Genomic DNA, 22,629 nt, shown 5'->3' on the forward strand with positions numbered 1-22,629 from the left:
CAGCATGAGGTGGAGGTTGTGTCGGTCTTCCGGTACCGGGACCGGCCGTTCTTCGATCCGGGGCCGCGGGTGCGGCTGCGGTCGTTGGTGGATATGCGGCGGCACAGCTCCGGCTTTGAGGGGGGCGATCCGGAACATGCCCTGCCGGCGCGGGTGTTCCCGCGTGGTGACGGGCGGTTTCCGCAGTACAGTCCGCTGACCGACCGGCGTATCGGTGAGGATCTGCGGACCACGGCTGCCGATGTGGTCATCGGCACGCGTCCGGGGCTCAACGCGCACATCGCCCGGCAGACCCGCCGGGGTCCGGCGCGTGTGGGGCAGGAGCATTTGACGCTTGCCACGCATCCGGCGCGGCTGAAGCTGATGCTCCGTGGTACGTATCCGCGGCTGGATGCGGTCACGACGGTGACGGAGGCCGACGCGCGTGATTACCGCAGGCTTCTGCGGCTGCCGGGGGTGCGGATCGAGGCGCTGCCCAACAGCGTTCCCGAACCGGACGTCCGTCCTGCGGACGGCACGGGGAAGTGGGTTGTGGCGGCGGGGCGGCTTGCTCCGGCGAAGCGGTATGACGTGTTGATACGTGCTTTCGCCAGGGTTGTGGCCGAGCGGCCCGACTGGGGTCTGCGTATCTACGGCAGCGGGCGTGAGCGGGAGAAGCTGCGTTTGCTGATCGGTGAACTGGGTCTCTACAACCATGTGTTCCTGATGGGGCCGGCGCATCCGATCGAGGCGGAGTGGGCCAAGGGGGCGATCGGGGCGGTCACGTCGAGTCTGGAGTCCTTCGGGATGACCATTGTCGAGGCGATGCGGTGCGGGTTGCCGGTCGTGGCGACCGATTGTCCGCACGGGCCGGGTGAGATCATCCGTGACGGTGTCGACGGGCTTCTGGCGCCGGTGGGGGATGAGTCCGCGATCGCGGGCGCGCTGCTGCGGCTGATGAACGACGACGCGCTGCGGCAGCGTATGAGCCGGGCTGCGCTGGCGGCCTCGTCCCGGTTCGACCCGGCGCAAGTGGGCGCGCGTTACGAGGACTTGCTGACCGCCCTCGTCAACCGCCGCGGCGGCGCCGTGCACAGGGCACGCGGAGCACTGCTCGGCGGCGCCTACGCNCCCGCGTGGTGACGGGCGGTTTCCGCAGTACAGTCCGCTGACCGACCGGCGTATCGGTGAGGATCTGCGGACCACGGCTGCCGATGTGGTCATCGGCACGCGTCCGGGGCTCAACGCGCACATCGCCCGGCAGACCCGCCGGGGTCCGGCGCGTGTGGGGCAGGAGCATTTGACGCTTGCCACGCATCCGGCGCGGCTGAAGCTGATGCTCCGTGGTACGTATCCGCGGCTGGATGCGGTCACGACGGTGACGGAGGCCGACGCGCGTGATTACCGCAGGATTCTGCGGCTGCCGGGGGTGCGGATCGAGGCGCTGCCCAACAGCGTTCCCGAACCGGACGTCCGTCCTGCGGACGGCACGGGGAAGTGGGTTGTGGCGGCGGGGCGGCTTGCTCCGGCGAAGCGGTATGACGTGTTGATACGTGCTTTCGCCAGGGTTGTGGCCGAGCGGCCCGACTGGGGTCTGCGTATCTACGGCAGCGGGCGTGAGCGGGAGAAGCTGCGTTTGCTGATCGGTGAACTGGGTCTCTACAACCATGTGTTCCTGATGGGGCCGGCGCATCCGATCGAGGCGGAGTGGGCCAAGGGGGCGATCGGGGCGGTCACGTCGAGTCTGGAGTCCTTCGGGATGACCATTGTCGAGGCGATGCGGTGCGGGTTGCCGGTCGTGGCGACCGATTGTCCGCACGGGCCGGGTGAGATCATCCGTGACGGTGTCGACGGGCTTCTGGCGCCGGTGGGGGATGAGTCCGCGATCGCGGGCGCGCTGCTGCGGCTGATGAACGACGACGCGCTGCGGCAGCGTATGAGCCGGGCTGCGCTGGCGGCCTCGTCCCGGTTCGACCCGGCGCAAGTGGGCGCGCGTTACGAGGACTTGCTGACCGCCCTCGTCAACCGCCGCGGCGGCGCCGTGCACAGGGCACGCGGAGCACTGCTCGGCGGCGCCTACGCGAGCAAGGAAGCGGTCCGGCTGGGAACGGGATACGTCCTCAGAGGAGCACGGAGATGACCGGGCACTCCCCGGGCACCGCGTTGCGCGGTGCGACGGCGACCGCCACGCCGGCGGACGGTTCGCCTTCTCGCCGCGCACGTGCCGACTGCACCGCCGACCGCGCCGGAGGCCTCACCTTCGACGTGCGGCTGACCGGCAGGCAGGCGGCACGCCCGCCTGCCGACGCGGCGCTGCTGCTGCGCCTGCGCAAACGTCAGGGACCGGCGGACACCGTACGGCTGCCGCTCGCCCCCGCCGCTGCGGACGGCAGACTGCGTGCCGTGCTGCCCGGCACGATGTGGCTCCAGGAGGGGCGCTGGGACGCCTGCCTCGTCCTCGGCGACGGGAAGCCGCGGCGGCTGCTGCCCGGGGTCCACGATCTGCGTGCCCTCATCGACCGTGTGCCCTGCGGGGAGCGCACCTGGCTGGGTGTGCGCATTCCGTACGCCACCAAGTACGGGAATCTCACCGTCCGTTCCTGGCTGCGCGAGCCCCACGCGGAGTGCGGACCACTGCGCGTCGCCGACGGGAGCATGGTCCTGCGGGGCACGCTCCACGGCGCCCGGCTCTCGCCCGGCGCATGCCTGGAGGCGCACCCCCGCGACTCGGCGGCTCCGCCCGTGAGCGTGCCGGTGCCGCTGGACGGGCAGGACGCCGCAGCCGAGAGCGCGCCGTCACCGGGACGAGGCTCCGGCGAAGTCGTCACCGGCAAGCGGCGGCCGGCGTCGGTCTTCACCGCCCGGCTGCCGCTCGACGCGCTTCCCCCAGGGCGCCGGGTGTGGAACCTGTGGCTGCGTCCGTCCGCCGATGAGGGACCGGTCCGTCTCGCGCGGATACTCGACGACGTCGCGGACAAGAAGCGGATCTTCAGCTATCCGCCGCAGCACGTGACGGGGCCCGGGGGTTCCACCCGCTCGGTCAGGCCGTACTACACGCTCGACAACGACCTGTCGGTGCGCGTGAGTTGCGAGGACCAGGGATGAGTGTCCCCGGAAGCGGGCGCTGAGCGGGAAGGGGCCCGGGTTGTCCGGGGCCCGGCAGGAGCGCGTGCCCGGTCGCGATCCGGGCCAGTGTCCCGGTCCGCGTTCTCACAGGACGCGGCAGGTTAGCTGCGGCGGGGGAGTGCCGCTGCCGGTGGCCTCGAAACCGAACGAGGCCTCGCCGGTGGTGGCGATCTCCGCGTTGGTGTCCACGTTGCGGGCCGTGACGGACTTCCCCGACTCCCGCATCTCGGCGTTCCAGTGCTTGACCAGCCGCTGGTCGCCGTTCCAGGTCCAGCTCACCTCCCAGCCGTCGATGCGCTGCCCGGAGTGGTTCGTGATCCTCACCGTCGCGCTGAAGTTCTCCCACTGGCTGTCGACCTGCCAACTGGCCGCGCAGCCCGGGCTGCCCGTCTGCCCGCCGCCCGCCTCGCCGGGGGCGGGTGTGCCGGGGCGGGGCGGCGTGGCGCTCGGCCGCGGTTCACCGGTGTGTCCGGCCTCGCGCTTCTGCTCAGGGGACTTGGACGGCTCGGGCTTCTTCTTGTCGTCGGTGGCACGGCCGGACGGCGCCGCGTCGGTGCCGCCGTCCGGAGGCGGGAGGGGCAGCCTGGCGTCGGGAACGGGAGCGGCGGCGCCGGTGTCCCGGGCGAAGGGCCACGCTCCGGTCTGATGGAGGACGACCCCGGTGAGCAGGAGCACCGCCACCGCACCGCTCACCGGCACGACGAGAGCCGTGTGGCGGCGGCAGCGCTGCCCCATGCGGGCCGTCCAGCGCCGCAGCGGGGAGAACCGGGACAGTGGCTCGCTGCCCCCGCCCGGCCCGTCTGCCCCGGCCGGAGAATCCAGGACCTCGCGCACCGACCCCGTCAGGACGGCGGGTGCCTCCACCATGTGGGCCGGTATGTCGGCGTAGGGGCGCACGAGCGGCGGCTCGGACGCCTGGGGTGTCGTGTTCCCCTCGCCGTCCTTCCCGTTGGCGACGGCGGGGGTTTCGGAGTCTTCCGTGCTCAAGGGGTCTCCCTCCGATGACGTTCGCAGAAACACCGGCGAGGAACCATCCGCGGGTCGCGGGGAGACTCCCTTCGGGGTGGAGCAGATTACTCCGGGACTCCCCTTGACTGGCTGGTTACCGATCAGTGTCCACAGCACTGGAATTTCCGACCGGAAACTGAACACCGCAGCGGCGTGGCCGGGGAAGCCGTGACGATGAAGCCCGGCACTCGAATCCCTGACGCCCGGGGCTCTGACGCCCGAATCCCTGAACGCCGCCTGCGAGCCGTATCAGTCCTTTCCGTCTGCCAGTTCCTTGGCCTCCGCGCCCGTGAGCGCCCGGGGGTACGCCCGCACCTCGGCGATGGTCCCTTCGAAACCGCGGATGAACCGGTCACCCAACTGGGCTTTGCCCACGGCGAATTCGCCCTCCGAGCTGCTGTCGCCCTCGCGGGCGACGGAGCCTTCGAGGTCCCCGTCGACGTACAGGCGTATTCGCTCGTCGGCTGCGTCCCAGACGCCGGTCAGCGACGTCCAACGGCCCGCGCGGGGAGCGGAGTCGGACTCTGCCTCGTCGGCGGGGGAGGTCTGGGAGTCCGCCGTGTGCATGCGCATCTCCCAGCGGTCCTCCAGCGCGTCGTACTGGAGCTGGAAGGAGCTGATCTCGTCTCCGTCCTGGCTGGCGACGGTCTGGTACGCGTCCGTGTCCGCCAGCTTCACGCGAGCCGACACCGAGAAGCTCTTGTCGGTGTCGAGGACGGGCCCTGGCGAGGTCACCGACTGCTGCCCGAAGAACTCCAGCCCGCCGTCCTTTAGCGGCTTCGGCCGAGGGTCGCCGGCGGGTGTCCCGTCATGGCCGTTGCCCGAACGGTCCCCGGCCACACCGCCGTTGCCGTCCTTGCCGTCGTCGAAGAGCCACTCCAGGGCCGCGCCCCGTACGGAGGGCGAGGGGGCGGGGGAGGAGGGCTGCCGGTTCCCCTTCCCGTCGCGTGGCGGCCCGACGTCACCGTTCCCCGGCTCGGACGGGGACGGTGACGGGGAGTCCTCTCCGGAGCCCGACGGCCCGGGATCGCGGGGCTCGGAGGGGGACTGGGCGTCCTTCGAAGGCACGTCACCGGCGAGTTCCGACAGCTTCGGCCCGACCCCCTGCGCGTACGCGAACGCCACCGCCGCGGAACACACACCCACGGCGGCGACCGCCTTCGTGAGCCGGCGGCCCCGCATCCGGTCCCGGCTGCGCATCCGCTCCCGGCCGCGGACCCGCGCGGGAGCGACGGTCCCGGCCGTGGCTGACGCCGCGGACATGTCGACGCGGCGCCTGCCTGCCCGTCCGATCACCGGTATCTCGATGGTCGTGGACGCCCATTCGCCGCGCCGTGACTCGGCGTACTGCGGACCGCCCCAGGGCAGCAGCGCATGCGAGAGGAGGCCGCCGAAGTCCGTGTGCATACGCTTCAGATCGGCGACGGCCCGGGCGCAGTACCCACACCTGTCCAAGTGCTCGATCACATCGTCCGTGTTGCCGCCCCGCTGGTCGGCGTAGGCCATGACCATGCGGTGGAAGTGGCGGCAGTCGTCGGCCATTCCGGACAGATGGATCTGCTCGTATGCGTAGTAGAAGTCCCTGTGGGCCCGCCGGATCAATACGGGCACTTCCTGCGACTCCGAAGAGCCGGCGCCCAGCAGCCGGCCTGTCTCGTCGCCGCCGGCGCGCTCCACGAGGTGATGCCACAGCACCGTCTGCAGGCCGGCCGAGAGCGAGCTGAACGTGCGGGCGGTCGCGGAGCCGCGGTGGAGGAAGGGGACGGCACCGCCACGCCACGGGGGTTCATCGGGAGAGGGCTGCGCCTGCGCTGTCAGCCACACCGCCAACTCGGGGTCGAGCAGGCCACCTTGCCCTGCCTCCGCCATCCCGGCCGCGGCCCACAGCACCGTCGCGAGAACCTGTGGGCGTACCGCTCCGATCGAGATTCCGCCGGGAGAAGCCGCCAGATGCCAGGTGCGGCGCGCGAGTTCGTCCGCGAAACCGGAATCTCTCAGACACAAGCCCGCGAATTCGTGCACGGCGTCGAAGTGCCGCTCTTGCACTGCAGCAATCGCGGCGCCGGCCGGCTCCCCGCCGTAACGGGCGAGCTCCACGAGCTCAGCGTCAGAGAACCACTCGAATTCCATGCCGTCGATCCCCCATCGGCCAAGGCGCCACAACCGCGGCGGAACCCCGTGGCCTCACACAGACGAGTGGGTGAGGCTCCGGGTCCGAATCGACCGGCCCGGCGAGTCCTACCAGGCCGGCGGACCGCATCGTCCGCACGCTGCCCTCCCCACGCTAGTGCAGCCTTCCGCCTCCGGCCCGTCCCGGCAAAGGATTTGGCACACCCCGACAACTCCTCTCACCACGCACAGCGCCCCATACGGGCACGTACTGCCATTTCCCGGCCGGGGCCGAGCCGGCCCGGCTGCTCGCCGGCAAGGCATCGATAAGACCGTGGGCACCATCGATTTTTTCCTCTGGTTGGGACCGGAACGGCCACCTACGCTGCTGCGCACTCCCGGCTACCGGGATCCCCGCCGATGTAGGAGCACCGATGGCAGCCACGCTTGCGGATGACCGGACGACGCAAAAAGGTCTACGACGCAGTGTCATCGCCGGGTCCATCGGCGTCCTCGTCCACTGGTTCGACTGGGCGGTCTACGCCTACATGGCCACGACGATGGCGGACATCTTCTTCCCCAACCAGGACGGCACGGCCAGTCTTCTCTCCGTTTTCGCCGTCTTCGCCGTCGCATTCTTCGTCCGGCCTCTCGGATCGGTCATCTTCGGACACCTGGGCGATCGCTACGGCCGCAAGAAGACTCTTTCTCTGGTCATCATTTCCATGGCCGCCGGAACTCTGCTTCTCGGTCTGATTCCGAGCTACGACACGATCGGTCTGCTGGCACCGGTGCTCCTCGTCGTCGCCCGGATCATCCAGGGTCTCGCCGCCGGCGGTGAGTTCGGGTCCGCGGCCGCCTTCCTCGCGGAGTACGCGCCGGCGAAGCGCCGCGGTCTGGGGACCTCCTCCATCGAGATCGGCTCCGTCCTCGGCTTCCTGCTCGCGTCCTTCGTCGTGTGGGCGCTCCACACGACGATGAGCGAGGCGGCGATCCTCGACGACGGCTGGCGCATCCCCTTCCTCCTGACGGTTCCGCTGGCCCTCGTCGGCCTGTACATCCGCCTCAAGGTCGAGGACACCCCGGAGTACCGCGCTCTGGAGGAGCTCGACACCGTCCCGGCGTCGCCCGTCACCGAGGTCTTCAAGAGCAACCGCAGGCAGTTCTTCCAGACCATCGGCATCGAGACGTTCATGAACTGCACGTTCTACGTGGTGCTCGTCTACCTCCTCACGTACCAGGAGGAGATCGTGGGGCTGCACGCCGATCAGGCCGCCCTGCTGTCGACCGTCGCGTCACTGGTGGCCATCGCTCTCATCCCGCTGTCGGGCGCCGCCTCCGACCGCGTCGGGCGCAAGCCGGTCCTGCTGAGCGCCGCCGTGCTGCTCATGGCGGGGGCCGTACCCCTGTTCCTCCTCATGCGCCAAGGCTCCGGGTCCGCCGCCTTCGCGGCGACCGCCGGCCTCGCCGCCATCCTGGCGGTCATCCTCGGCACGCACTCCGCGACCGTCGCCGAACTCTTCCCCACGCGCACCCGGCAGAGCGGCCTGTCCATGGCGTACGCCATTGCCGGAGCCTTCTTCGCCGGCACCCTGCCGTACCTCAACACCTGGCTGATCTCGGTGACGGACGACCCGATGGTCCCGGCGTACACCCTCATCGTCGTCGGCATCGTGGGCCTCCTGACCGTTCTGACGATCCCGGAGACCAAGGGCACCGACCTCCTCCACGAGTCGGACAAACCATCAGGAGAGCGACTTTCCGCACCTCTAGACTGAGCAGCACCGACAGGCGGGCCGGCAGCCCGGCCCCCCGGCCGGTGCACCGTGACGGACGGGAGTGCCCATGCTCAGCGTGACCCTGCGACAGCTCGACTACCTGGTCGCAGTCGCCGAGCACGGAACGGTCACCGCCGCGGCGCAGGCACTCCATCTCTCGCAGTCGACGGTTTCGACGGCGATCGCCGACCTCGAGCACATCCTCAAGATCAGCCTCTTCGTGCGGCACCCGCGCGGACTCTCGCTCACCCGTGACGGCGAGATGGTCCTCGCCGAGGCCAGGCGCCTGCTGCGGGACGCGGCGAGCCTCGAACGGCGTGCGGCCGGCCTGAGCGGGGAGTTGGCGGGGGAGCTGCACATCGGGTGCTACTCGACGATCGCGCCCCTCCTCCTTCCCGCCGTCGTCACCGAGTTCATGCTCCATTACCCGGCCGTGGACGTGAACTTCTCGGAAGGGTCGCAGCACGTGCTCCTGGAACAGATGGACCAGGGCAGAAGCGACGTGGCGGTCATGTATGCGTACCGCTTCCGCAACCACCTGACGGATCTCGGCCACACCGCCACCAAGCTGACGGCGGTGCCTCCGTACGTCCTGCTGCATCCGGAGCACCGCCTCGCCCAGGCGGAGTCCATCGCCTTGCGTGATCTGGCCGAGGACCCCTACATCCTCTTCGACCTGGAGCCGGGCGGGCAGTACTTCCTGTCCGTCTTCGACGCGGAGGGCGTGAACCCCGATATCCGCTTCCGCACGCCCAATTCCGAGCTCGTGCGCTGCCTGGTCGCCAGGGGCGCGGGCTACTCGTTGCTGAGCCAGCGGCCGAAGACGACGGTCAGCTATGAGGGTCTGCCGTACGTGACCAAGGAACTCAGCGCCAGACACGAGGGACTGGACGTCGTCGCGGTCACGCCGGGAGACCGCGTGCGCAGCAAGCGGGTCGTGGCTTTCATCGAGATGGCCGTGGGTCTCCTCAGGCCGTAGGTATTGAGGTAACCGAAGGGACCTACGGAAATCCGTTCTGGATGACGGGACCCCTTCCTCCATACGGTGGTGAACGGCTCCCCGGGGCGACGTCTTCGAGGCGGAGAGGTGCCACGTGCTGCGCAAGCGGCAGAGCTCGTCGAGTTCCCGGGTGCCGGGACGTCCGCACCGCCGGGCAGGCCCGGACGGCAGGCGCCCCTCACTCCACCTCGCCTCTGCCGTCGCCGGTGGCGACACGAAGTGAGTTCCTCCCGTACGAGTCGCCGGCCGGCGGGTGCAACCGATGAACCGAGTGGAGGTACGGATGTCGAGCACAGCGACGGAAGTTCTCGTCGTGGGCGGAGGCCAGGCCGGGATCGCCATGAGCGAGCACCTCGGCAACCACGGCGTCCCGCACATCGTCGTGGAGCGGGACCGCGTCGCCGAGCGGTGGCGGACGTCCCGCTGGGACTCTCTCGTGGCCAACGGCCCTGCGTGGCACGACCGCTTCCCGAACCTGGAATTCCGGTGCGACCCCGACGCCTTCCCCACGAAGGACGAGGTGGCGGCCTACCTCACGGAGTACGCGGAGAAGATAGACGCTCCGATCCGCAGCGGGGTCGAGGTCACCTCCGTGACCAAGAACCCCGGCGAGCCCGGATTCCGCGCGGTGACGTCGGAGGGCACCATCGACGCCCGCTACGTGGTGGCGGCGACGGGTCCCTTCCAGAAGCCGGTGATCCCACCTGTCGTACCCGGCTCCGCGCCCGTCCACCAGATCCACTCCGACGCGTACCGCAACGCGCGGCAGCTGCCGGAAGGGGGCGTCCTCGTGATCGGGGCCGGGTCCTCCGGGGTGCAGATCGCCGACGAACTCCGCCGCTCGGGGCGCGAGGTCCACCTCGCCGTCGGCCCGCACGACCGGCCACCGCGCAGCTACCGCGGCCGTGACTTCGTCTGGTGGCTCGGAGTCCTCAACAAGTGGGAGGCGGCGACTCCGCCCCAGGGCGCCGAGCACGTGACCATCGCGGTCAGCGGCGCCCATGGCGGCCACACCGTCGACTTCCGCGACCTCGCCGAGGACGGCATCACGCTGGTCGGGAGCGCCGAGACCTACGAGGACGGGAAGATCCGGTTCGCTCCGGACCTCGGGCAGAACATCGCTCAGGGCGACGCCAACTACCTTTCACTGCTGCGGGAAGCCGACGCATACGTCGAGCGCAACGGCCTCGAACTGCCCGGGGAGCCGGAGGCCCACCGGCTCCGGCCCGACCCGGAGTGCGTGACGAATCCCCTGCCCGGGCTGGACCTCGCCGAGGCGGGCGTCGCCTCGATCGTGTGGGCAACCGGCTTCACACAGGACTACAGCTGGCTGAAAGTCGACGCGTTCGACGAGAAGGGGCGACCGCGGCACCGCCGTGGCATCTCGTCCGAGCCCGGCGTCTTCTTCCTCGGCCTGCCCTGGCAGTCACGGCGCGGATCAAGCTTCATCTGGGGCGTGTGGCACGACGCCGGATTCCTCGCCGACCACATCATGATCCGCCGGTCCTACCGCGCCTACGAACCGGCGGGGGCGCCGGCCACCGCGTAGCCGGGCCGCCCTGCGTCGCCGCCGGGGCGACTCCCTGGCCGCGCCGTCACCGTGACCCACCTGTCCGCTCACTTCGATTCCGATGTCCCTACGGCCGCTCGCAGCGCTCTGCAGACGGCGGCCGGAGCCTCGAAGACCGGGAACGCCCATGAAGCACACCAGAATCCGCCCGTTCAACACCAAGGACACCTACCCCGAGCAGAACCTCGACAACGACCTGTGCCAGGCCGTCGTCGCCGGTGGCGTCGTGTATCTGCGGGGCCAGATCGGTCAGGACCTCGAAACCCGCGAGAGCGTGGGCATCGGCGACGTGGAGGCCCAGGCGGAGAAGGCGATGTCGAACATCGCCATGCTGCTGGAGGAGGCCGGCGGTGAACTCGACGACATCGTCAAGGTCGTCGTCTACCTCACTGACATCCGCTACCGCGAGAGCGTGTACCGGGTCATGGGACGCCGGCTCAGGGGCGTCCACCCGGTGTCGACCGGCATCGTCGTCCAGGCGCTCGCCCGCCCGGAGTGGCTCGTGGAGATCGATGCCACGGCCGTTCTCGGGGAGCGCTCATGACGTTCTCCATCCTGGCCAGGGACGAGGACTCCGGCGCGTTCGGGATGGCGGTGACCTCCTCCTCGCCGTGCGTGGCGGCACGGTGCCTCCACCTTCGCTGCGGTGTCGGAGGCGTGGCCTCCCAGAACATCACCGACCCCCGCTTCGGCGACTGGCTCCTCGACAGGCTCGTCCAGGGGGACTCGGCCGACGAGGCCCTGGCAGGGCTCCGCGCCCACGACGACACGCTGGACTACCGACAGCTGGCCGTCATCGGGGCGCGGGGCGCCCCGGCCGTCCATTCCGGTGGGCGGACCCTCGGGGTCCACCACTCGCGGACGTCGGAGCACGCGGTGGCAGCCGGCAACCTGCTCGACAACACCGGTGTCGTCGACGCCGTACTGGACGGGTTCGAGTCCGCCACCGGGGAGTTCGAGCAGCGGCTGCTCGCAGCGCTGGAGGCCGGTCTGGCCGCCGGTGGCGAAGCCGGCGACCTCCGCTCGGCCGGCCTCGGAGTCGTCCGCGACGCCGGGTGGCGCGAGACCGACCTCCGCGTCGACTGGAGCCGGACTCCGGTCTCCGGTCTGCAGGATTTGCTGGAGGTGTGGCTGCCGCAGCGGCGGGACTACGTGACGCGCGGCATCGACCCCAGCACCGCCCCGGCGTACGGAGTGCCCGGCGATGAATGAGGCGAAGAAGCGCGTCCAGGCGGACGTCGGCAGTGTCCGCGACGAACTGATCGCGCTGTCGGAGAGTCTTCAGCGCAATCCCGAGACGGCGTGGAAGGAGTTCGAGTCCGCCAGGAAAGTGGCCGAAGTCCTGCGCCGCAACGGCTTCGAGGTCACGGAGAACTTCGCCGGTCTGCCCACCGCCTTCCACGCCAGGCTCGGATCAGGCACGAAGCGGATCGGGTACATGGCAGAGTACGACGCCTTGCCGGGCATCGGGCACGCGTGCGGCCACAACCTCATCTCGGCGATGTCCGTGGGTGCGGCCATCGCTCTGGCCCAGCGAGCCGGCGAACTCGGAATCACCGTCGAGGTCTTCGGCACCCCGGCCGAGGAGGGCGGTGGCGGCAAGATCGAGATGCTTGACCGCGGCGCGTTCGAGGGCCTCGACTTCGCGATGATGGCCCACCCGGCACCGGTCGACGTCGCCCGGGCCGTCCCCTTCGCCGTGTCGCACTCGGCGATCCGCTACACGGGCAGGGCGGCGCACGCCGCGGCATATCCGACCCATGGCAGGAACGCCGCCGACGCTTTCACGATCGCGCAGGTCGCGATCGGGATGCTGCGCCAGCAACTGCCCCCGAGCGTCCGCGTGCACGGCATCGTCACATCTGGCGGTGAGGCCCCGAACGCCATTCCGCAGACGACGGCAGGACGTTGGTATGTGCGTGCGAAGGACATGGCCGAACTTGCAGAAACCGAGGAGAAGGTGCGCCGCTGCTTCGAGGCCGGTGCGCTCGCCACCGGGTGCGACTTGGAGATCGAGCCGGAGTCGCAGCCGTATTCCGACTTCCGCACCCATGAGGCAGCGTTGAAGTCGTACGAGCAGAACGCCGTGGAGCTAGGGCGCGAACTCGTCACCGAGGGCCCCGAGACGGAGATGTGCCGCGCGTCGACAGACATGGGCAACGTCTCGCAGGTCGTCCCCGCCATTCACCCCTATATAGGTCTCGGCTGCTTTCCGGTGCTCAACCACCAGAAGGAGTTCGCGGATCACTGCACCGGCGAAGCCGCCGGTCGCACCGTCACCGACGGTGCGACGGCACTCGCCTGGACGGCGGTCGACCTAGCACAGGGGCGCATGACCTGACCGGAGCGGGTGGCTTCCTCGCAAGGGCAGCAGTCGAACACCGACCAGCATATGTCGTTCCGCAACCTCTGGTCGTCAAGAACGAGCTCGCGGATCGCCTCCGGGAGCCGGTCACGCTGCCACCGGCACTCGAGTCGCCCCGCGGCGTCGCCGTCGCCTTCCGGGGCGGCAGCACGTGCGGCCTTGATCGCATAGGAGGCCGCACCCAGCTCGTGCGCGGCGACGTGCGTGACCACCGCAGCCTGGCCCGCGGTGTACGCGGCATGCCGTGCTGCTCCACGCAGGTCTCTGGCCGCACCGGGTGCCGGTTCGGCCCACACGGCCGATGAGTTCCGCCTCCCCGCGTCGTCAGCATGATGGAAATGTCCCCTCTTCCGCGCCTGGGAGGCCCGGGGTGAGATGACAAGGAGCGTGCACATCGTGGCCGAGGAGAACGTGAGTGCCACACTGATCATTGCCGCCCCCGCCGCGAGGGTGTTCGCGGTGCTGGCGGACCCGACGACCCATTCCGCGATCGACGGCACCGGCTGGGTTCAGGAAGGTGTGGACCGTGCGCCGCTGACCGGGGTGGGACAGATTTTCCGGATGGACATGTATCACGCCGGCCATCCGGACGGTGACTACCAAGTGGCCAACAAGGTCGAGGTGTTCGACCCGCCGCGCGCCATCGGGTGGCTGCCGGGGGTGGAGAAGCGCGACGGCCGCCTGGAGTTCGGCGGCTGGATCTGGCGTTACGATCTCTCGCCGCGCGGTCCGTCCGAGACCGAGGTCACGCTCACCTATGACTGGTCGGCTGTGCCGCAGTTCATCCGGGAATACCTGAAGTTCCCGCCGTTCGGCCCCGGGCATCTCAGCGACTCGCTGCACCACCTGGCGGGGCTTGCCTCACCGACGTCCCAGGGCTGAACGTCCGGTCACGGGCAGGCAGTCACGGGCAGGCAGCCACCGGCAGGCAGTCACTCGGCGCGGCACCACCCGTCGAACAGCCGGCGGTAGATCTCCACGGCGGCCTCGACCTTGGACGCCGAGCACCACTCGTCGACGACGTGGCACTGGTCGGGCTCGCCCGGCCCGAGGACGACCGTGGGTGCCGGGCGACCGTCCCCGGACGGCGACAGCAGTCCCGCCAGCACCGAGGCGTCCGTGAAGTACCGGGCGGGGGACTGAAGTTCGTCATCCTCGCCGGCGGCGACCAGAGCCTCGCGCACGAGACCGACGAACGGATCGTGCGCGTCCGTGTCGACGACGGGCAGTACCACGTGGTCTTCGACCCGCACCCCGTCGCCGCCCAGCCCGGCGACGACGGAGCGCACGTCGTCGCCCTCCACGCCCGGGACGGTACGGACGTCGAGGAGCATCTCCGCGAAGTCGGGCACGACGTTGGGCTGGACGCCGCCGCGCAGCAGCCCCACGTTCGCAGTCACCGGGCCGAACGTCTCATGGGACGGCCAGGTGCCGTGGTCGTGCAGCGCGCCGGCGGCACGGGCCAGCCGCACGACGGCGTTGTCGCCGAGATGGGGCGCCGACCCGTGCGCGGCGCGGCCCGTGGCGGTCAGACGCATCCAGTGCGCGCCCTTGTGACCGGGGGTGAGGCGGTTGCCCGTCGGCTCGGCCACGAGAAGCGGTCCTCCCGGCGCGAGCGACGACCGCCGCAGGCGGAGGGCCCCGGTGCAGCCCGTCTCCTCTCCAGCGGTCAGGACCAGCTGCAGGCCGCGGCAGTCGTGCGGCCGCGCGGCGTGATCGACGGCCGCGACGACGGCGACGGCCACCCCCGACTTCATGTCACTCGTGCCGCGCCCGACCACGCGGTCGCCGTCCCGTTCCGCGGCCCACGGATCGACGGTCCACTGGGCCGGGTCGGCGGGCACCGTGTCGAGGTGCCCGGTCACCGTGAGCGGGGCGGAGCCCGAACCCGTGCGGGCGACGAGCTGCTCGCGCCCCTCCTCCCAGCCGGGCGTGGACACCTCGAAGCCGCCTTCGCGCAACGGGTCCGCGCACAGCTGCGCCAGCGCCCCCTCGCCGGACGCCACCGTCCGGTGGCGCACCAGCTCGGTGAGGAGGCCGAGGGCAGCGGTCACCGGAGCTCCTCGTGAGCGGTCTCGCGCAGTGTGAAGATCGTCAGGAAGGCGATGACCGCGCCGGCGGTGACGTAGACGAAGAACAGATCGGGGTGCCCCGCGTTGGCCATCCAGGTGATCACCAGCGGCGCGGTTCCGCCGAACGTCGCGACCGTGATGTTGTACCAGGCGCCGATTCCCACGCCGCGCAGCTCGGTCGGGAACAGCTCGCTCATGATGGCCGGCGCGATGGACGACATCAGCGCGTACAGGCCGAGGCCCGTGCAGAAGACCACCAGCAGCTGTGCCAGCCCGGCTTCGGGAGTGATGAGCTTGGACAGCGGAATCATGAGGCAGGCCAGCGCCGCGGACCAGATCAGCAGCTGCGGCCTGCGTCCGAACCGGTCCGACAGCTTGCCGCACGGGTACTGCAGCACGACGAAGAGCGCCGTTCCGACCGAGAGCGCGATGAACACGTCGTTGTCGTCGGCTCCTTGGGACTTAACGGCGTACGGCGTGAGCGCGCTGAAGAACACGTAGTAGTTGAGCGTGTTCAGCAGCGTGATGCCGACCAGCTGTCCCACTGCCTTGGGATGCTGCGTGATCGTGGTGAGCAGGGGCCGCTTCGTGCGCGCGGCCTTGTTCTTGTTCTGCTCGAACTGCTCGGTCTCCGAGATGGTGCGCCGCAGGTACACGCCCACGACGGCGAGGACGCCGCCCACGATGAACGGGATACGCCATCCGTAGTCGCGCAGCTGGTCGTCGGTGAGCACGGAGGAGAGGAACGCCCCCAGCAGCGAGGCGAGCAGCAGGGCGGAGCCGGTCGAGATGTAGAAGAACGACGAGTACCGGCCCCGGCGGCCGCGGGGGGCGATCTCGGCCAGATACGCGGAGGCGTTGGAGACTTCACCGCCCAGCGACATGCCCTGGGATATGCGGGCGAGCAGAAGCAGGATCGGGGCCAGCCAGCCGACCTGCTCGTAGGTGGGCAGCAGACCGATCGCCAGCGAGCCGCCGGCCATCATCAGGATGGTCAGGATCATGGCCGCCTTGCGGCCGCGGACGTCGGCCAGGCGGCCCAGCAGCCAACCGCCGACGGGGCGGAAGAAGAAGGCGACGGCGTACGTCGCCGTCGTGTTCACCAGAGCGAGCTCGGGGTTGTCCGAGGGAAAGAACTGCGTAGCGAAGTAAATGAGGAATGTCGCATATATGGTCCAGTCGTACCACTCGATGGCGTTGCCGATGCTGGCTGCGACGAGGGTCCTGACCGGCAGCTTGTGAGGGGCCGAGTCGGCGGTGGTCGCCGCCGTGTCCTGCCTGTTCTCGCTCATTGGCGCTCCGTGTATGTGAGAGCCCCCGATAAATTGGTCGAATGGCTGAGCCAAAGTAGCAGCGTGGGCACTTTCCGGCCAGAGTCGAAACCACTGGTGCTTTTCCCCACCGCATCCATCAAGAACGGGCCCTGGGGCGGGGGGAGCCGGGGTGGTCCCTGCCCCACGGGTCGCTAAGTGCGCACGGGGGCGTCCGCCTTCTCCAGCCGCTGCGTGCCGGACCGGGTGCGGTAGGAGGACCGGACCTCAGCGGTGGCGTGGCGGTCCGTCTTGTCGGACAGGACGAAGTAGTCCATCTGCACGCGCTCGGTGTCGACGTCGAGGACTCCGAATCCGTGGGAGTCCGTGTCGAGCCACCGCACATGGGGATTGCTGCGCCGGATGTCGGTCCTCGCCCTGGAGGAGACGTCGACGGAAGGGACCAACGAGATGTCGTCGAGGTTCGGGGAGGTGACGGACGCGACGACGAACTCCGTCGCCACCGGCGACGGCTGCGATGGCCCGGCCGCCCGCAGCGGCACGTCGTTGGCGAACGCCATGTGGATGTCGCCGGCGAGGAACACCGTGTTGGCGATCCGGTTGTCGCGGATGTGGGTCAGCAGTTCGCGGCGGTCGTCCGTGTAGCCGTCCCACTGGTCGAGCGTGAGGGTCAGGCCCAAGAGCTTCGCCAGGGACCTGAGCGTGTCGGTGGGCACGGCGTCGAAGGCGAGGGACGCGATCATGACTGAGGTGCCGACCATCCGCCACTGAGCTGTGGACCCGGACAGGCCGGACTTGAGCCAGTCCAGCTGCGCGCGTCCCGTGATGGTGCGGTCGGGGTCGTCGGCGACGTGGTGGCCGAGGATGCGGCGCGGCTGGTGGTCGCGGAAGGAACGCAGGTCGAGCATGTGCAGGTCGGCGAGCCGGCCGAACCGGATGCGGCGGTAAGTGGTGCCTTCGGTGGAGGGGCGCACCGGCATCCACTCGAAGTACGCCTGTTTCGCGGCCCGTACGCGCCCCGCCCAGTCTCCTTCTGCCCCGGCCCCTGCGCCTGCCGTCCCGGGAGATGCCTCCACCGCGGACGTGTGGTTCTCGGCATCCTTGGACCAGGCGTTGTTGGCGAATTCGTGGTCGTCCCACATGGCGACCACCGGGTGCGCGGCGTGCAGGGCCTGAAGATCGGGGTCGAGCTTGTAGTGGGCGTGCCGGACGCGGTAGTCGGCGAGGGTGACGGTCTCGTGCTCCGGCTGGGCCTTGCGGACGATCTTCCCCGTCACGGGGTACTCGCCGGTGGCGCACTCGTAGATGTAGTCGCCGAGATGCAGGACCGCGTCCAGGTCGGTACGGGATGCCAGATGCCGGTAGGCGGCGAAGTAGCCGGCCTCGTAGTGCGAGCACGAGACCACGCCGAATCGGAGGTTGCCGACCGCGGCGTTCTCGGCGCTGGTCGTACGCGTCCGGCCGGCGGGCGAGCGGACCGTGCCGGCGCTGAAGCGGAACCAGTACGTGGTGTCGGGGCGCAGTCCGCGGACGTCGGCCTTGACCGTGTGATCGGTCCTGGCGCGGGTCTTCGCCGTACCCCGTGCGGCGACGGTGCTGAACTCCTCGTCCTCGGCGACCTCCCAGGTCACCTCGACCGGGGCTCCCTTGCCGGAGCCCGGTACCGCCTCGGGGGACGGGGTGACGCGGGTCCACAGCAGAACGCCGTCGGGCAGCGGGTCACCGGAGGCGACACCGTGCAGGAACGCGGGTCCGCCGCCCGGCTGTGCGCTGAGGAGGCCGCTGCTGAGCGGCAGCAGGACGGCGGATGCGGCGGTGGCCGCAGCGACGGTGCGGCGCCGGGGCTTGCGAGCGGGTCTGCTTTCGGGAGCGGGGTCCTGGGGGGTGGCCCGGCTGTTGGTCACGGCACGGGACATTACCGTCGTAAAGCATTTAGTCCGCCATAATTCGACGCGATGTGCGCATGTGGATCTACCCGGCTCTCCCGGTGTCCCATTCGGCCCATCTGACGTACCAGCGGCAACCGGCTTGCGTGCCGAGTACGGCGCCGAGCCCCTCCCTGTGACCGGCCGGCAGCGCACCAGCCCGGAACAGCACTCGCCCGCGCGCCCGCGCGGCGTCCCTCCGCTCTCACCCGGGGCGGATGAGCCGGGCCTCATAGGCGAAGACCTCGGCCTGAACCCGGTCGCGCAGCTCCAACTTCGTGAGGATCCGGTTGAGATGGGTCTTGACGGTGGCCTCGGCGAGGTGGAGCGCGGCGGCGATCTCGGCGTTCGACAGCCCGCCAGCCACCTCGACGAGCACCTCACGCTCGCGTGCCGTAAGCCTCTCCAGCCGGTCGTCCTCCACCGAGCCGCGCTCGGCGGGCAGTTGGTGGGCGAAGTTCTCCAGCAGCCGGCGGGTGATCCGCGGGGAGACCACCGCGTCCCCGGCGGCGACGCTGCGGATCGCCGCGAGCAGCTCCTCGGGCAGTGCGTTCTTCAGCAGGAATCCCGATGCCCCGGACTTGAGTCCCGCGAAGGCGTGTTCGTCGAGGTCGAAGGTGGTGAGGATGAGCACCCGGGTCTGCCGGGAGGACGCGCGGCCAGACCTCGGCCTTCGACCAGCGGTCGAAGTTCTTGCAGATCGTGTTCCAGTTCTCCGAATCGCTCGGGCAGATCACGTCACGCGACACAAGTACAAGGCTGCGCCCGACGGCTTCGAAGCCCCCTGGCAACACGCTCCGAGGCTGACCGGAACTCGTTGCCCGCGTGCACCACGAAGCGTCTACGAGTCAGACGGGATCGGTGAACGAGATCGGCTTGCCGGTGGCGTGGGCGTATGCGATCTCCCTGCTCGTGGACTCGCCGATGTACCCGCCTGGGTTGACGACCAGAACCCGGTCAGCCAGGTCGATCTTGCGCAGGTGGAGGGCGCCCAGCGTGGCCTTCTGCTCGTTGGTGATCAACTCGTCTGCTTCGTGATCCTCGGCACGCAGGAAGACGCCTGGCGCGACGACGATGACACCTGCGAAGGTCAGATCACGGTTCGCCGCGCTCATCTCGTCCCCGAACCGGGTAGAGCCGCAGATACAGACAATCTCAGGTCGGTCGGGCACGGCTCAGTCCTTCAGGTCGAACGGGAAACCGTCAGCAACACGGCCTGGCCGGGAGGCAGACAACTCGGCCCGTGACCAGGGAAGTTGGGCGGGGCGTCTGCGGTCAGCGGGCGCGTTCGCCCCGTTCCGCCTGCTGCTTCGCCCTGTTCTTCTCCTTGATACGCACCGTTTCCCTCCGGACCTCGGCCTGGGTGGCGCGTTCCTGCCGTAGCCACTCGGGGAGTTCCCTCTTCAGCGCGTCGATCTGCTCGGTGGTGAGGGGTTCGGTCACACCCCCACGGGCGAGGCCCGAGGCGGAGACGCCCAGCTTCGCCGCTACGACCGGGCGGGGGTGCGGCCCGTTGCGGCGAAGTTCCACCAGCCACTCCGGCGGATCAGCCTGCAGCGCGTTCAGCTCGTGGCGCGAGACGACACCCTCCTGGAACTCGGGCGGCGTGGCCTCGAGGTACACACCCAGTTTCTTCGCCGCGGTCGCGGGCTTCATGGTCTGGGTGTTCTGGCGAGACGTCATGCTGCCCAGGGTATCGAGCGGGTGCCGGGCCTCGGACCACGGCCGGTATTCTGGCAGCGTGACCAGCTCCGAGGCATCCCCTTCATTCCGGGTCGCATACGTACCGGGTGTGACGCCGGCCAAGTGGGTGCGGATCTGGAACGAGCGGTTGCCCCACATTCCGCTGACGCTCGTTGCGGTGAGCGCCGTCGAGGCATCGGACGTGCTGCGGGACGGCGGCGCCGACGCGGGTTTCGTACGGCTGCCGGTCGACCGCACGTATTTCAGTGCGATCCCCCTCTACACCGAGACGACGGTGGTCGTGGTCCCCAAGGACCACGTCGTGACGGCGGCCGATGAGGTGACGACAGAAGATCTGGCCGACGACGTCGTGCTGCATCCCCTTGACGACACCCTCGACTGGGAGCGTCTGCCCGGTCGCCCGGCGATCGAGCGGCCCGCCTCGACGAAGGATGCGGTCGAACTCGTTGCGGCAGGAGTGGGAGTGCTCCTCGTACCGCAGTCGCTCGCCCGTCTGAACCACCGCAGGGACCTCACGTACCGGCCGGTCACCGACGCTCCGCAGTCACGTGTCGCACTGTCGTGGCCGGAAGAAATGACCACCGACATGGTGGAGGACTTCATCGGGGTCGTGCGGGGGCGGACCGTCAACAGCACGCGGGGGCGCGTAGCGACTCCGGCGCAGCCGAAGCGCGCCTCCGCAGGCGGTGCGCAGGGCAAGTCCGGCGGAAGGAAGCCAGGCAGGGCAACGGGAGCCCGCCGGGGCGGTGAGCGCGGAAGGCGCGGCAGGCCTCGCCGCCGGTCGTAGCCTCGTCGCTGCGCGCCTGAACCTGGCAGCCGGCATCGAGGGGAGGCCCCGCCTCTCCTGCGTCGCCGTCACACGCGTCCGCCCAACGCCCCGACCTCGGCGGCCTGTTCCGGAGCCACAACAGGCGCAAGGCAGCCCCCGTCAGCTGCCGTCTCCTGCTCGTTGCGGGCCAAAGTGTTATGTCACGGTCCGGCACCTCCTGCAACCAATCGAAGTCCTCACATGTCGCAAGTTGGTACATGGGTCCACCAACTTGATGTCATGGGAGATTTCTTGACGTTCCGCTTCAAATGGCCACATTCGTGGCGTCAGCCTGCGCAGTCCTGTGGGCCAGTTGCGACGGCCCGGCTCTTCATCGTCAACAGCCCGGCGAAAGGCCGCTCATGAAGCGAACGATCACGTTGATCACCGCGCTCGTCATCGGCATGCTGCCGCTGACGCCGGCGCATGCCGCGGTGAAGAAGGCCAAGGCCCCCCTCAGTTGCGAGTATCGGACGTTCACTTCCAGCCCGGGCCCGCGCTTCAACGACCCGGAGGACCCCGCCTCCCAGATGGAGATCATGGGTCCGGTCATCGAGTCGATCAACAGCGCCGGTTGCGGGCAGACCATACGCGTCGCCATGTACTCGATCAGCAACGCACAGCCGGGACCGGAATTCGCCCACGCCCTGATCGCCGCGCACCAGCGTGGCGTCATCGTCAAAGCACTGATGGACACCCACAGCGACAACGCGGTCTGGCAGTCGATGGTCACCGAGCTGGGCAACGACCCGCGAGCCTCCAGCTTCGCCGCGATGTGCCCGGGCGGCTGCCTGACCCACTACCCCGGCTCCTCCCTGCACGCGAAGTTCTACATGCTCAGCGGCGGGGGCGATGCGAACAGGACGGTGACCGTCAGCAGCGCCAACCCCACCTCCGCCCAGGCCAGTACCGCGTGGAACAGCAGCGCCACCGTCAAGGGCAACGTCGCCCTGTACAACTCCTACGTCAGCTTCTTCACGGCCATGTCCAAGGGGGCGCTCAACGGCCCGGGCCCGCTGGCACCCGACTACTACAGCTCCACCAAGGGCACAGCCGCCAGGAAGCTGTCTCCGCCCTCCTACCAGTGGCCCAAGGCGCGCTCCAAGAGCGACACCTGGGTGGACTTCCTGAACAACATCAAGGCGCCGGCCACGATCAACATCGCCATGTTCCAGTGGACGTCTCACGGGAAACCGGGCGACCGTAACTATCTGGAGCTGCCGAAGAAGCTGGTGAGCCTGGCGAAGACCGGCGTCAAGATCCACATCCTGATCACCGCAGGAATGGCCGACGACAGCGTGCAGAACCACCTGAAGAACCGGCCGAACATCTATGTTCACGACACCACCCGCGGCACCGACGCGAACGGCAACGCCCGGCACTACACGCACGACAAGTACATGATGGTCAGCGGCAACTACGCAGGTACGGCCAACTCCAAGCTCGTGTTCGTCGGTTCCTCGAACTGGACGAGCAACGGCGTCTGGCACAACGACGAGTCGAACCTGAAGCTGACCGGCCGGTCGAGCTACGACACGTTCATGGCCGACTGGCAGAACCAGTACGACCGCTGCTGCGGGACCGCGGGGCGGCAGTCGATCGCCGAGGAGCGCGCCGAGAACACGGCGCGAGAGATTCCGATCGATCCGAGTCAGGCCCGGGAATAGGCATCCTGGCCCTGGACAGCGGCCAGCGAGCAGGAGTCCGAAAGTGAACAAGCTCCTGGTGGACAGGCGATCTTGGTCTTGGCCGCCCACCAGGAGCTTCCGCGGGTTCGGGCACCGACCGCGACGCCAACCACGGGCTGGTCCACATCCGAGCCTTCGGGATCCGACCTGTTCCTCTCACCTGCTTCGGAGGCTGCGCCTTCACTGCTCGACCGTTGTCGCTGAGCTGAACCAGATGTGGACGGCC

At 69.4% G+C, this 22,629-nt stretch carries 19 protein-coding genes and 2 pseudogenes; 12 read left to right on the forward strand and 9 right to left on the reverse strand.

From position 1 onward, the window contains the following. The 3 genes from AN215_RS06015 to AN215_RS06025 all read left to right on the forward strand — a co-directional run. Positions 1-1,122: glycosyltransferase family 4 protein (locus AN215_RS06015; RefSeq protein ID WP_070031117.1), on the forward strand; the 1,122-nt coding region annotated here is incomplete at its 5' end. 25 nt (positions 1,123-1,147) lie between these two features. Beyond that, a complete protein-coding gene (locus AN215_RS06020; protein ID WP_338057908.1) occupies positions 1,148-2,119 on the forward strand; it encodes a glycosyltransferase in 972 nt (323 codons plus the stop codon). Next, positions 2,116-3,084: a hypothetical protein gene (locus AN215_RS06025; RefSeq protein WP_245694272.1), complete on the forward strand. Its 969-nt coding sequence runs from the start codon at positions 2,116-2,118 to the stop codon at positions 3,082-3,084. Before AN215_RS06020 ends, AN215_RS06025 begins: the two co-directional genes overlap by 4 nt. Before the next feature lie 105 nt (positions 3,085-3,189). Here the strand turns inward: AN215_RS06025 and AN215_RS06030 are convergent, their stop codons facing one another. Both AN215_RS06030 and AN215_RS06035 read right to left on the reverse strand, forming a co-directional pair. Continuing rightward, a complete protein-coding gene (locus AN215_RS06030; protein WP_070009826.1) occupies positions 3,190-4,092 on the reverse strand; it encodes a cellulose binding domain-containing protein in 903 nt (300 codons plus the stop codon). A gap of 270 nt (positions 4,093-4,362) precedes the next feature. Continuing rightward, entirely contained in the window at positions 4,363-6,243 is a 1,881-nt protein-coding gene (locus AN215_RS06035) for a LamG domain-containing protein (protein WP_070009825.1), read from the reverse strand. 413 nt (positions 6,244-6,656) lie between these two features. On the opposite strand from AN215_RS06035, the gene AN215_RS06040 reads away from it, so the two are divergent. The 6 genes from AN215_RS06040 to AN215_RS06065 all read left to right on the forward strand — a co-directional run bounded on the left by AN215_RS06040 (position 6,657) and on the right by AN215_RS06065 (position 12,911). After that, entirely contained in the window at positions 6,657-8,000 is a 1,344-nt protein-coding gene (locus AN215_RS06040) for an MFS transporter (RefSeq protein ID WP_070009824.1), read from the forward strand. A 67-nt stretch (positions 8,001-8,067) separates the two neighbouring features. Further along, positions 8,068-8,979 carry a LysR family transcriptional regulator gene (locus AN215_RS06045; RefSeq protein WP_070009823.1) on the forward strand — a complete coding sequence of 304 codons (912 nt, stop codon included), beginning with the start codon at positions 8,068-8,070 and terminating at the stop codon, positions 8,977-8,979. A 304-nt stretch (positions 8,980-9,283) separates the two neighbouring features. Continuing rightward, positions 9,284-10,549 (forward strand): flavin-containing monooxygenase, encoded by a 1,266-nt coding sequence (locus AN215_RS06050; protein ID WP_070009870.1) that lies wholly within the window; start codon positions 9,284-9,286, stop codon positions 10,547-10,549. 148 nt (positions 10,550-10,697) lie between these two features. Beyond that, positions 10,698-11,114 (forward strand): RidA family protein, encoded by a 417-nt coding sequence (locus tag AN215_RS06055; protein WP_070009822.1) that lies wholly within the window; start codon positions 10,698-10,700, stop codon positions 11,112-11,114. Continuing rightward, positions 11,111-11,782 (forward strand): DUF1028 domain-containing protein, encoded by a 672-nt coding sequence (locus AN215_RS06060; protein ID WP_070009821.1) that lies wholly within the window; start codon positions 11,111-11,113, stop codon positions 11,780-11,782. The genes AN215_RS06055 and AN215_RS06060 overlap by 4 nt, the downstream gene beginning before the upstream one ends. Further along, positions 11,775-12,911 (forward strand): M20 family metallopeptidase, encoded by a 1,137-nt coding sequence (locus AN215_RS06065; protein WP_070009820.1) that lies wholly within the window; start codon positions 11,775-11,777, stop codon positions 12,909-12,911. The genes AN215_RS06060 and AN215_RS06065 overlap by 8 nt, the downstream gene beginning before the upstream one ends. Before the next feature lie 29 nt (positions 12,912-12,940). Here the strand turns inward: AN215_RS06065 and AN215_RS30740 are convergent. Then, positions 12,941-13,216, reverse strand: a pseudogene (locus AN215_RS30740) (putative immunity protein); the annotation flags it as partial. 115 nt (positions 13,217-13,331) lie between these two features. Between AN215_RS30740 and AN215_RS06070 the strand changes: the two are divergent. Further along, on the forward strand, positions 13,332-13,817 hold the full coding sequence (locus tag AN215_RS06070) for an SRPBCC family protein (protein WP_216093810.1): 486 nt from the start codon (positions 13,332-13,334) through the stop codon (positions 13,815-13,817). Between the two features lie 50 nt (positions 13,818-13,867). Here AN215_RS06070 and AN215_RS06075 read toward each other — a convergent pair whose 3' ends face one another. The 6 genes and pseudogenes from AN215_RS06075 to AN215_RS06100 all read right to left on the reverse strand — a co-directional run bounded on the left by AN215_RS06075 (position 13,868) and on the right by AN215_RS06100 (position 19,886). After that, entirely contained in the window at positions 13,868-14,989 is a 1,122-nt protein-coding gene (locus AN215_RS06075; protein ID WP_070009818.1) for a M20 family metallopeptidase, read from the reverse strand. Then, a complete protein-coding gene (locus AN215_RS06080; protein ID WP_070009817.1) occupies positions 14,986-16,299 on the reverse strand; it encodes an MFS transporter in 1,314 nt (437 codons plus the stop codon). Before AN215_RS06080 ends, AN215_RS06075 begins: the two co-directional genes overlap by 4 nt. Before the next feature lie 173 nt (positions 16,300-16,472). Beyond that, positions 16,473-18,194, reverse strand: coding sequence for an alkaline phosphatase D family protein (locus AN215_RS06085; protein ID WP_070009816.1), 1,722 nt, complete (start codon positions 18,192-18,194; stop codon positions 16,473-16,475). A gap of 214 nt (positions 18,195-18,408) precedes the next feature. Further along, a pseudogene (locus AN215_RS06090) lies at positions 18,409-18,858 on the reverse strand (LuxR C-terminal-related transcriptional regulator); the annotation flags it as partial. Positions 18,859-19,051: 193 nt separating this feature from the next. Then, complete coding sequence (locus AN215_RS06095) at positions 19,052-19,318, reverse strand: hypothetical protein (RefSeq protein ID WP_420856115.1); 267 nt, start codon at positions 19,316-19,318, stop codon at positions 19,052-19,054. Positions 19,319-19,478: 160 nt separating this feature from the next. After that, on the reverse strand, positions 19,479-19,886 hold the full coding sequence (locus tag AN215_RS06100; protein ID WP_070009814.1) for a DUF5997 family protein: 408 nt from the start codon (positions 19,884-19,886) through the stop codon (positions 19,479-19,481). A 58-nt stretch (positions 19,887-19,944) separates the two neighbouring features. Between AN215_RS06100 and AN215_RS06105 the strand changes: the two genes are divergently transcribed. After that, positions 19,945-20,694, forward strand: coding sequence for a LysR family transcriptional regulator substrate-binding protein (locus AN215_RS06105; protein ID WP_079122733.1), 750 nt, complete (start codon positions 19,945-19,947; stop codon positions 20,692-20,694). A gap of 383 nt (positions 20,695-21,077) precedes the next feature. Then, on the forward strand, positions 21,078-22,382 hold the full coding sequence (locus AN215_RS06110) for a phospholipase D-like domain-containing protein (RefSeq protein ID WP_070009812.1): 1,305 nt from the start codon (positions 21,078-21,080) through the stop codon (positions 22,380-22,382). The last annotated feature ends 247 nt before the right edge of the window (positions 22,383-22,629 follow it).

The organism is Streptomyces abyssalis (genome assembly GCF_001751365.1).
Taxonomy (GTDB): domain Bacteria; phylum Actinomycetota; class Actinomycetes; order Streptomycetales; family Streptomycetaceae; genus Streptomyces; species Streptomyces abyssalis.